This window comes from Acetobacterium bakii (assembly GCF_001263355.1).
GTDB classification, from domain to species: domain Bacteria; phylum Bacillota; class Clostridia; order Eubacteriales; family Eubacteriaceae; genus Acetobacterium; species Acetobacterium bakii.
This window is the reverse complement of sequence record NZ_LGYO01000064.1, coordinates 1-3,579: the sequence shown is the minus strand read 5'-3', so window position 1 is coordinate 3,579 and position 3,579 is coordinate 1. Positions and strand designations below refer to the sequence as shown.

General features: G+C 46.0%; 3 protein-coding genes. 2 read left to right on the top strand and 1 reads right to left on the bottom strand.

Annotated elements, in window-relative coordinates:
• Positions 1-84 precede the first annotated feature (84 nt).
• On the bottom strand, positions 85-1,440 hold the full coding sequence (locus AKG39_RS17900; protein ID WP_050741773.1) for a DUF2284 domain-containing protein: 1,356 nt from the start codon (positions 1,438-1,440) through the stop codon (positions 85-87).
• Positions 1,441-1,689: 249 nt separating this feature from the next.
• Between AKG39_RS17900 and AKG39_RS17895 the strand changes: the two genes are divergently transcribed.
• A complete protein-coding gene (locus AKG39_RS17895; RefSeq protein ID WP_050741772.1) occupies positions 1,690-2,382 on the top strand; it encodes an iron-sulfur cluster assembly scaffold protein in 693 nt (230 codons plus the stop codon).
• Between the two features lie 11 nt (positions 2,383-2,393).
• Positions 2,394-3,395, top strand: a complete 1,002-nt coding sequence (locus AKG39_RS17890; RefSeq protein ID WP_050741771.1) for a GGGtGRT protein — start codon at positions 2,394-2,396, stop codon at positions 3,393-3,395.
• Positions 3,396-3,579 lie beyond the last annotated feature (184 nt).

The following is a 3,579-nucleotide window of genomic DNA, read 5'->3' as shown; positions in this document are numbered from 1 at the left end:
TGTTCGTTTCTTTTGAGTTTCTCAGCTTTTTATTATTAACTGTCTAAAAACAGAATGGGATCCAGGGATCCCATTAATTATTGTTTATTTTGGAATATTTAAATCTCCCAAAGTATTTTTGGTGACCAAAGGCTCATCCTCGTCATCAAGCTTGGTTTTATACCCCAGCCATTGATATTTGGAATCATCCTCTTCTTCGGGCACTTCTTCGGCTGCTTCTTCAGTCACTTCTTCGATGATCTCTTCTGGAATTTCTGCGACTGCTTCAATTTCAGGTTCCGGTATTGCTTCAGCCACAGCCGCTTCGGCCGGTTCTGAAATCTCTGTAACTGCTTCCGCTTCCGGAAGCTCTTCGCCTTCGAGAATCAGCTCGGACATTTTGGGGATCGGACGTTTAACCAATTCGTCATCGTCCAGATCGGCTTTGAAGCCCAGCCACTGATAATTGGTATCATCCTTTTCCTCAACGACTTCTTCGGCTTCAGGGATCTCTTCAAAAACTTCGGCGGCCGCTTCCGGACTCACTTCGGCATGCATCTCTTCTTCGAGAGTTTCCAGGGTTTCTTCCGGCAGTGGTTCGCTTTGGGCTTCTTCCTCCTGCATGGTCACCGTGTATCCTTTTTTGACAACCTCATCCTCGGGGTTCTTTTCGGCTTTGTAGCCAACCCAGCTTTTCTGGGGGCGATAGGCGGGCATTTCATCATCAATAATTCTGGCGTTTTCCTTGGTCTGGGCGGCGCTGCCGTGAATTGTTTCCGAGGTTTTAATGGTTTCCGAGGTATGAAAGCCGGTGTCAAGCTGGTCTTTATCATATCGCTCCCAGCTTTTCTTTCTATCCGGAAAATATTTTTTTAAGATTTCTTTGGGGATTTCTTCGTTGCATAAAATGGCCGAAACCGAGGTCAGGACCTTGGGCAAGCGCTGATTCTGGGACCACTCGATGGTCATTCCCACCTCATATTTCACCAGATCCACCACATTAAAGCCCAGGGATTCCAGGGAATAGCGCATCAGCTTGGAATTACGGCAGGCTTCGCCGGTTTTTCGGGCACATTCCAGGCCCTGAGCCTCGCAGATCGGACAATTCCCGGGAATCAGGCCCATAACCCCATCGACCTCTTTTTCGATCTCCAGCAGCGTTTTCCAGGTCATTACCTTAATGGCCTGAAGCTTTTCGGTGCAATAGGTCGCAATGGCCTCAGGATCCCGGATATTGCGGATATCCTCCGGGGGCACCATAAATTGCCGGCCGATGATGTGCATGTATTTAAATTGTTTTAAGAAGATTGCTTCGTCAAAGGCGTAAGGAGGACAGGACCAGTACTTTGCATAATTGGGACATGCCTTGCAATCGCCCAGGACTTTATTGCGATCGAAATACTCTTCCATCAGGTATTCGACGCGTTTGGCTCCAAAACTCAGTTTGTTTTTTAATTCCATTTTCAACCATCCCTTCATAATCAATCCAAAGATTGCCTAATCATCATACTCTATCTCATTTAAGCTATAATTCACCTATTTTAAATCACTGCTCTTATTCTATCCCTTTTTCAACAAATCATCAATTGAAGTTTTTGTCTATTTAAGGTATTTTTTCTTAAGTTTGTTGAAAAACAAAAATTTACCTGTTTTCTTTTTAAATATTATGATTATAATAAAGAGAGTAATTTTTCGAAGGGAGATTAATGAATGGAATATTCGCACGAAATTAAAAGAATGTGTATCGTTGGCAATAATGCGAACCACGGTTCTGCACCAATCCCAGAGGAGGGCAAGTGGATTCAGTCCAAAGAAGTCACCGATATCTCTGGTTTAACCCATGGTGTTGGCTGGTGTGCACCGCAACAGGGCGCCTGTAAGCTTACCCTTAATGTAAAGGAAGGCATCATTCAGGAATGTCTTATTGAAACGATTGGTTGTTCTGGAATGACTCACTCTGCTTCTATGGCCGCTGAAATCATGCCCGGCAAAACAATTTTAGAAGCATTAAATACAGACCTCGTTTGTGATGCTATTAATACCGCCATGCGTGAATTGTTTTTACAAATCGTTTATGGCCGTACCCAAACCGCTTTCTCTGAAGGAGGCCTCCCCATCGGAGCCGGCCTTGAAGATTTAGGCAAAGGCCTGCGCAGCACCGTTGGCACCACCTACGGTACCCTTGCAAAGGGACCGCGCTACCTGGAAATTGCTGAAGGCTATATCCAAAAACTGGCCTTGAACAAAAACGATGAAATTGTTGGTTACTCCTTCGTTCATCTTGGTAAAATGATGGAAAGTATCAATAACGGCGTAGCACCGGATGTCGCTTTGGAAAAAGCCTCTGGTAAATACGGACAATTCGACGATGCTGTAAAATACATCGATCCAAGAAAAGAATAGGAGGAAATCACATGGCATTATTTGAAAGTTATGAAAGAAGAATTGCTAAAATTGAAGAAGTTTTAGCTGCCAATGGCATTGCCACGCTTGAAGAGGCAAAGGCTATTTGTGATGACAAGGGTATTGATGTTGCTGAAATCGTACGCAGCATTCAGCCCATCTGCTTTGACAACGCCTGTTGGGCTTACACCCTGGGTGCTGCCCTGGCCATTAAACGCGGTATTACCAATGCTGCGGATGCCGCCGAGGTTGTTGGCGAAGGCTTACAAGCCTTTTGTATTCCCGGTTCGGTTGCGGAACAGCGCAAGGTTGGCTTAGGCCATGGTAACCTGGGTGCCCGACTCTTACGAGAAGATACCGAATGTTTTGCATTCCTGGCCGGCCACGAATCCTTTGCCGCTGCTGAAGGTGCCATCGGCATCGCCCGTTCAGCCAACAAGGTTCGTCAAAAACCACTCCGGGTTATCTTAAACGGTCTGGGTAAAGACGCCGCTTTAATTATTTCCCGAATCAACGGTTTTACTTATGTAAAAACCGATTATGATTTTGCCACCGGTGAACTCAATATCGTTGAACGAACCCCTTATTCCGTTGGCGAACGGGCCGCGGTTAATTGCTACGGTTCCAACGACGTTCAAGAAGGCGTTGCCATCATGCACTACGAAGGCGTTCATGTTTCCATCACCGGAAACTCCACCAACCCCACCCGTTTCCAACATCCCGTGGCTGGAACATACAAGAAAGAAGCCCTTGAACAGGGCAAGAAATTCTTCTCTGTCGCCTCAGGCGGCGGTACCGGACGGACATTGCATCCTGACAACATGGGCTCCGGTCCAGCTTCCTACGGCATGACCGACACCATGGGCCGGATGCATTCCGATGCTCAGTTTGCCGGTTCTTCCTCTGTTCCTGCCCATGTTGAAATGATGGGTCTGATTGGAATGGGAAATAACCCCATGGTTGGCGCGACTGTTTCCGTGGCTGTGGCGATTGAAGAGGCTTCCAAAGCCTAAAGATTCTAAGAAAACAGCATAAACAAGGATTAATAAGACTGCATCAATTATTGATTTATACTTAATAACAAAAGTTTCTTTACCGTATTCCTGGATATGCCAAGAATATCCGCTGTCGATCGTTTGGACTTTGTCTGCTTGTACACTTTCTGCACGGCTGCCCAATCCTCCAATTTTTTCACCC